The sequence below is a fragment of the Laedolimicola intestinihominis genome, assembly GCF_040096155.1.
GTDB classification, from domain to species: Bacteria; Bacillota; Clostridia; order Lachnospirales; family Lachnospiraceae; genus Laedolimicola; species Laedolimicola intestinihominis.
The window spans coordinates 1-6896 of sequence record NZ_JBBMFE010000028.1 but is presented as its reverse complement, the minus strand read 5'-3'; the positions used below and the strand labels follow the sequence as shown (position 1 = coordinate 6896).

At 48.4% G+C, this 6896-nt stretch carries 9 protein-coding genes; 8 read left to right on the top strand and 1 reads right to left on the bottom strand.

What is annotated here, in order from left to right; genetic code table 11:
- A partial coding sequence (locus tag WMO29_RS16535) for a helix-turn-helix domain-containing protein (protein ID WP_349165538.1) occupies positions 1–463 on the bottom strand: 463 nt, incomplete at its 3' end.
- A gap of 484 nt (positions 464–947) precedes the next feature.
- Between WMO29_RS16535 and WMO29_RS16530 the strand changes: the two genes are divergently transcribed.
- The 8 genes from WMO29_RS16530 to WMO29_RS16495 all read left to right on the top strand — a co-directional run bounded on the left by WMO29_RS16530 (position 948) and on the right by WMO29_RS16495 (position 6768).
- Positions 948–1136 (top strand): hypothetical protein, encoded by a 189-nt coding sequence (locus WMO29_RS16530; protein ID WP_005930722.1) that lies wholly within the window; start codon positions 948–950, stop codon positions 1134–1136.
- Positions 1133–1474, top strand: a complete 342-nt coding sequence (locus WMO29_RS16525; protein ID WP_349165537.1) for a replication initiator protein A — start codon at positions 1133–1135, stop codon at positions 1472–1474. The genes WMO29_RS16530 and WMO29_RS16525 overlap by 4 nt, the downstream gene beginning before the upstream one ends.
- The gene (locus tag WMO29_RS16520) at positions 1467–1763 is read left to right on the top strand and encodes a DUF3847 domain-containing protein (RefSeq protein WP_009323503.1); all 297 of its coding nucleotides are present in this window, start codon (positions 1467–1469) and stop codon (positions 1761–1763) included. Before WMO29_RS16525 ends, WMO29_RS16520 begins: the two co-directional genes overlap by 8 nt.
- A gap of 310 nt (positions 1764–2073) precedes the next feature.
- Positions 2074–2412, top strand: coding sequence for a hypothetical protein (locus WMO29_RS16515; protein WP_349165536.1), 339 nt, complete (start codon positions 2074–2076; stop codon positions 2410–2412).
- A gap of 87 nt (positions 2413–2499) precedes the next feature.
- Positions 2500–2973 (top strand): GNAT family N-acetyltransferase, encoded by a 474-nt coding sequence (locus tag WMO29_RS16510; protein WP_117961367.1) that lies wholly within the window; start codon positions 2500–2502, stop codon positions 2971–2973.
- A gap of 199 nt (positions 2974–3172) precedes the next feature.
- Positions 3173–4753, top strand: a complete 1581-nt coding sequence (gene mobQ, locus WMO29_RS16505; RefSeq protein ID WP_349165535.1) for a MobQ family relaxase — start codon at positions 3173–3175, stop codon at positions 4751–4753.
- Between the two features lie 64 nt (positions 4754–4817).
- The gene (locus WMO29_RS16500; protein WP_173701161.1) at positions 4818–5465 is read left to right on the top strand and encodes a CHC2 zinc finger domain-containing protein; all 648 of its coding nucleotides are present in this window, start codon (positions 4818–4820) and stop codon (positions 5463–5465) included.
- Entirely contained in the window at positions 5431–6768 is a 1338-nt protein-coding gene (locus WMO29_RS16495; protein WP_349165539.1) for a virulence-associated E family protein, read from the top strand. The genes WMO29_RS16500 and WMO29_RS16495 overlap by 35 nt, the downstream gene beginning before the upstream one ends.
- The last annotated feature ends 128 nt before the right edge of the window (positions 6769–6896 follow it).

The following is a 6896-nucleotide window of genomic DNA, read 5'->3' as shown; positions in this document are numbered from 1 at the left end:
CATCTTCGCCTGGGCGATACCGTTCAATGATTTCATGCCGGACGGTATCGACAAGGGCGTTGAGGTTTTGAATCTGCATGGTGGCAATCCCATCCACATAAATCTCAATGTCCGCAAGAAACTTGATAAAGTCCTTATGGGTGGCAAGTTCGCACAGCAGACGGTTGTTAATCCGACCGCTTTTCAGAAGTGCTACCATCTCATCACTCAAATGCAGCTCCCTTAATGGCGTGTTGATCTCCGCCCGGTTCTCTGTCCGGCAAAAGAGATAATCGAGGGACACCCCATAAAAATTTGCCAGCAGGATAAGGTTGCCATGATTGATTTCCTTATAGTCGTCTTTTTCATAACTGCCAAGAGCCGATTTTGAAATACCCGTTTGCTCAGCCAGTTCTTCCAGTTTTAATCCTTTGTTTAATCGTAAATCTTTTAGCCGTTCCTGTATTGTAGTAGCTCCGTTCATTGAAGCAGTTCCCCCTTTCTAACGACATTTATAACCGTTGAATTGATTATACCATATCAATTCCGCAATCGTGGAAATTTCTGATTTTTACCCCGAATTCCTACTTTGTGGACATACGGCACAGGGCACAAAAATGTTCTATGATACAGGTAGTTCATCGATGGATTATTCCAATCGAATGACCAGCCTGTGTGGGATATGCTTCCCCGGCGATGTAGTGCCATGACTTTTGGCAGGGATATGGAGGAACCCTGACCAAAACGAGCATACCAAAGGGAGCGATACGCCGCTGTGAGATTCAGGGGAGGAACGACACCGGGGAGAACTGGCGAACTGACACCGAAATGATACCGAAACACGACAATCTGATAGGGGGATAGTCTACCCTATCTCTGATACTTCGGGAGATTTTAGGCGGCTCTATGGCTGTAATTTTGCCGAAAATCGCCCCGAAACCATACACGAAAACGGGAGGAAGCGCAATATGCCGAGAATGAGCAAAAAGAGGAAGCATGAGCTTTCTTTTTACCTCAATGACCGGGGGCGTGTCACTTACAACGAATTATGCCGGAAATGCCAGCATGGGTGCAGGCAGAGCTTCCGGGCGGTTGTGATTGACTGCCCCCGTTATTTATCCAAACGAGCAAAGAAAAAGGAGGAACACACCGAATGATTTTTGAATTTATGACGATAGACACACCATTGCCGCCCTGTATGCCCTTTCCCAGAGCGTTGACAGGGTTTCCAGTCAGCAGCACCGCAAAGGTCATGTACTGCCGGATGCTGGACGCTATGCTCTCCAATGGGCAGGAGGACGAGAACGGAATCCTGTTTGTCTGCTTCCCTGTCACAGCCATTGCCGCAGTCCTGTCCCGCAGCTCTATGACGGTCAAGCGTTCTTTGAATGAACTGGAAAACGCCGGACTTATCATGCGGGTGCGTCAGGGCGTTGGAGAACCAAACAGGATTTATGTGTTGATACCGGGAAAGGAGGACGCTGCCCTTGCCTGATAGCTCAAAACTTGAAAAGCTCAACCGGGAGCTGGAGAAAAGCGAAAAGAAACTGCGGAAAGCTATCAATGATGAAAAGGCATTGCAGCATCAATTGAAGCAGCTTACCCGAAAGGAACGGACGCACCGGCTCTGTACTCGTGGCGGTATGCTGGAAAGTTTTCTGCAAGAGCCGGAACGCCTGACAGATGATGATATCATGCTGTTGTTGAAACTCATTTTTCACAGACAGGACACGCAGGAACTATTGAAAAAACTGCTGGAACGGAAGAAGCCGGAAACCCCTTAGTTTACTAAGGGCGCAATTATACACCACCCAGAGGTTGGTGCATTGCGTTCTCCGAAGGCTCCTCACCGGAGGGCTGTGATTTTCCGCAGTCATGGTCTGCTCCAAATCAAACAGGGGACGCTACGCTTCCCCTGCGCTGGCTGCCGCCAGCTACCCTTTTGTGGACTTGCCATCTGGGGACACCTTGCGTTGCAAGCTGTTCCCAGCCGACAAGTTTCATAAAATATGCTATCTTTTTGATAGGCAGTGAAGTATAATGAAGATGACAACAAATATGAATTTACAGAACTACAAAGAAAGGATACATATTATGGAAGGAAGATTAATAGCATTTGTTATTTGGGTAATAATCGGCGTATTATTTATTGTAATGGGCATTTATGATTTTAATTCCAAGAAAGCAAAACCTTTCGGTTTTTGGGCAAATGCTGAGGTAGCGCCCATAGAAGATGTGAAAGGCTATAATCGTGCTTTGGGCATATTGTGGTGCGTGTATGGTGTTTTGTTTATGTTAATTGGATTGCCTTTATTAGATGGGCAGAATTCGGGTTTGATTATTATACCTATATTGGGTGCAATGCTTATTAGTATTGCGGCTATGGTAGCGTATGTAGTAGGTATTGAACCCAAATACCGCAAAAAGAAATAAATGGAAACTTCAAGTTTGGAGAATTGAGAAAATCGGTATTTGTTGATTTAGTAAAATCAAATTTTCTTCACTAGGAGGTGTTTATATATGGCTGATATTGAATTTATTAGATGTTCTGGGACAAATGAAGATTTTATTGAGAACTGTCAGTTATTAGATATGGATTTAGATAGGCGAGTAGGAAGAGTTATTAAGAGAGATAAATATAAACAGTATAATCAGCTTGATGAGATAAAAGAGGTTGTAGTTGTGTATATTGATGGAAAAGCCGCTGGTGCTGGAGCAATTAGAGAATATCAGTATGGTGATATCGACAATGCAACCGAGTTGAAAAGATTGTTTGTCAGAGGCGAATTCCAGGGAAAAGGAATAGGAACCAAGCTAGTTCTTGAATTAATCGAGTGGGCGAAAGAACTAGGATATAGGAAATTGATTCTTGAAACTGGAGAATTGCTACAAGAATCGTGTCATGTATATCGAAAAGTAGGATTTAATAAAATGGAAAATTATGGTCCTTATGTTTCAATGCCAGAATCATTGTGCATGATGAAAGAATTGTAACGGAAAAGAACTCGACAACTTCCAGTTTGTCAACTTCACATCGGGTCAACTTGCCCCGAACTTTTATAACTAAATACCCGCCGCCCACACAGCGGCACACCGAGCAGGAAATCTGAAAAAGGTCTCCTGCTTTTTTTCTGCCAAAATGAGGTGGTAAAACGCCACCCCATCCACCAATTACCGAAAGGAGGGACACGAAATGCCCTGCCCACACAACGAAATCACGATTGTTCAGCGCAGCCAGCGACAGTCTGCGGTTGCCGCCGCTGCTTACCAAAGCGGCGAAAAGCTGTTCTGTGAATACGACCAGCAAGTGAAGCACTACCCGGAAAAGCGTGGTATTGTCCACAATGAAATTCTGCTCCCGGCAAACGCCCCACGGTCGTATGCAGACCGCAATACCTTATGGAACGCCGCCGAAGCGGTGGAAAAGCAATGGAACTCCCAGCTTGCAAGGCGGTGGGTGCTTACCATCCCAAGAGAGATACCACCCGACCAGTATGCTGTCCTTGTCCGGGAGTTTTGTGAGCAGCAGTTTGTTTCCAAAGGCATGATTGCTGATTTTGCAATCCATGACCCCCATCCGCCGGGACACAATCCCCACGCCCATGTCATGCTCACTATGAGGGCAATGGACGAACATGGAAAATGGCTTCCCAAGAGCCGCAAGGTTTATGACCTTGACGAAAACGGGGAACGGATAAAACTTCCGTCCGGCAGATGGAAAAGCCACAAGGAGGATACGGTGGATTGGAACGACCAGAAGTATTGCGAAATCTGGCGGCATGAATGGGAGGTCATCCAGAACCGCTATCTGGAAGCCAATGACCGCCCAGAGCGTGTGGACTTGCGTTCTTATGCCAGACAGGGGCTTGATATTATCCCTACTGTCCATGAGGGAGCTGCTGTCCGGCAGATGGAAAAGCGGGGTATCCAGACGAACATCGGCAACCTGAACCGGGAAATCAGAGCCGCCAACCGCCTGATGAAGTCCATCCGGCAGCTTATCCAAAATCTCAAAGGCTGGATTACCGAGCTGGGAGAAAAACGGAAAGAACTGCTTGCACAAAAGGCGGCGGAGGAAGCGACACTTCTTCCCAATCTACTGATGAAATATATGGAGATACGAAAGGAAGAACGGAAGGACTGGACGAGGTCTGGACAAAATCGGGGGACTTCACAGGACTTAAAGGCAGTCAGCGAAGCCCTGTCCTATCTCCAGCAAAAGGGGCTTTCCACTGTGGAGGACTTAGAAGCATTTCTGGAATCTTCCGGGAAATCAGCCGCAGATTACCGCAATCAGATGAAGCCAAAGGAAGCCCGCAGCAAAGTGATTGACGGGATTCTTGCCAGCCGGACAGACTGCAAGGAATGTAAGCCTGTCTATGAGAAGTACCAGAAGATATTTTTTAAGAAAACAAAGGAGAAATTCAAACAGGAACACCCGGAGGTTGCCCGGTATGAGAAAGCCGCCGCCTACCTTGCCAAGCACCCGGACGATAAGGACAGTACCCAAAATGAGCTGCAAGAGGAGCAAGAAAAACTTCTCAGCGAAATCGCAGAGCTGAAAGAACCTTTGACCGAGGTACAGGCTGATTTGAAGAAGTTGCGGGACATCCGCTACTGGGTACGGAAAGCTACACCCGGCACAGAAGAAAGCAAAGAGCCGCCCAAGAAGCAGCCTATCAAGGAAGTCTTGCAGGATAAGGCTGACGAGAAAAAAGCACAAAGAACTGTCCCGGCACAGACGAAACACAAACAACAGGATATGGAACTTTAACAGGCACTTGCCATTTTCAATCAGAGAATGTCAGGTGCTTTTTTGTTTTCAAGGAGGGATAGATTTGAATGTATTTGAAGCTGTGAAGCAGTCCGTCACAACAAGACAGGCTGCGGAGCATTATGGAATCCATGTAGGTCGGAACGGGATGGCTTGCTGCCCGTTCCATAACGATAAAACCCCAAGCATGAAGCTGGATCGGCGTTACCACTGCTTCGGCTGCGGTGCGGATGGGGATGTGATTGATTTTACCGCCGCCCTGTATGGGCTGGGAAAGAAAGAAGCCGCCGTACAACTGGCACAGGACTTCGGGCTTTCCTATGAGGACTGGAAACCGCCGGGAAAGGCAAAAAAGCCCAAGCCCCGGCAGAAATCCCCGGAGGAACAGTTTCAGGAAGCAAAAAACCGTTGCTTCCGTATCCTTGCCGATTATCTCCACCTGCTCCGGGCATGGAGAAAGGAATATGCCCCGCACTCCCCGGAGGAAGCCTTTCATCCCCGGTTTGTGGAAGCCTTACAGAAGCAAGACCAAGTGGAATATCTGCTGGATGTGCTGCTCTTTGGGGAAACGGAGGAAAAAGCGGCTTTGATTACGGACTACGGAAAGGATGTGATACAGCTTGAACAGCGAATGGCAGAACTTGCAGCCGCAGCCGCAGCAAGAACTAAAAAACACCATGAACGCCATGCAGCCACCCCAGAGCACCCCTGAAATCAAGGCGGGGCTGGAAACCACCGAGAAAGGCGGTGTCCGTCAGAGCATACGGAACTGCCTGACCGTATTCCAGCGTGACCCGCTGCTTTCCGGGGCTATCGCATACAACATCCTGACTGACCGCAAGGACATCATAAAGCCCATCGGTTTTCACAGGGAAAGCACCGCCCTGAACGATACGGACATGAAGTATCTGCTTCTTTATCTGGAAGAAACCTACGGGCTTACCAATGAGAAAAAGATTGATAATGCCATCGGGATTGTGGCGAATGAAAACAAGTACCATCCCATCCGGGACTATTTAAGCGCCCTTGTGTGGGACGGTACAGAACGAATCCGTTTCTGCCTGCGGCACTTTCTGGGGGCTGACGCAGACGATTACACCTATGAAGCGTTGAAGCTGTTCCTGCTGGGTGCAATCTCACGAGCCTTTCAGCCGGGGTGCAAGTTTGAAATCATGCTTTGTCTGGTAGGCGGTCAGGGGGCTGGAAAGTCCACATTCTTCCGTCTGCTGGCAGTCCGGGACGAGTGGTTCTCCGATGATTTGCGGAAGCTGGACGATGACAATGTGTACCGCAAGCTGCAAGGTCACTGGATGATCGAAATGTCGGAAATGATGGCAACCGCAAACGCCAAGAGCATTGAGGAAATCAAGTCATTTTTAAGCCGGCAGAAAGAGGTTTACAAGATACCCTATGAAACCCACCCGGCAGACCGCCCCCGTCAGTGCGTGTTTGGCGGCACTTCCAATGCCCTTGACTTCCTGCCCCTTGACCGTTCCGGCAACCGCCGCTTTATCCCCGTCATGGTGTACCCGGAGCAAGCCGAGGTTCACATTTTGGAGGACGAAGCTGCTTCCAGAGCCTATATCGAGCAGATGTGGGCGGAAGCGATGGAGATTTACCGAAGCGGCAGGTTCAAGCTGGCTTTCAGCCCCGCCATGCAGCGGTATCTCAAAGAACACCAGCGGGATTTTATGCCGGAGGACACCAAAGCCGGGATGATACAGGCGTATCTTGATAAGTACACCGGGAGCATGGTCTGTTCCAAGCAGCTCTACAAGGAAGCCTTAAACCATGCCTTTGACGAGCCGAAGCAATGGGAAATCCGGGAAATCAACGAGATTATGAATCAGTGTATTTCCGGCTGGCGGTACTTCCCGAACCCAAGAATGTTTTCCGAATATGGCAGACAAAAGGGCTGGGAGCGTGAAAACCCGGCAACGGACTTATGCAACCCGTCTGAAAAAACGAGGGACGGTTTTGTGGAGGTCTCAGAACAGATGGAGCTTCCATTCTGAAAATGACAGCCCGTTGCACCCCCTGTTGCTATCCCGTTGCCGAGCCGGTTGCCGGGGAAAATCCCTTATTTCTGGGCTTTTCTCCCCTATGACAACCAAAACAACAGAAAAATAAAAGAAAAGTATAA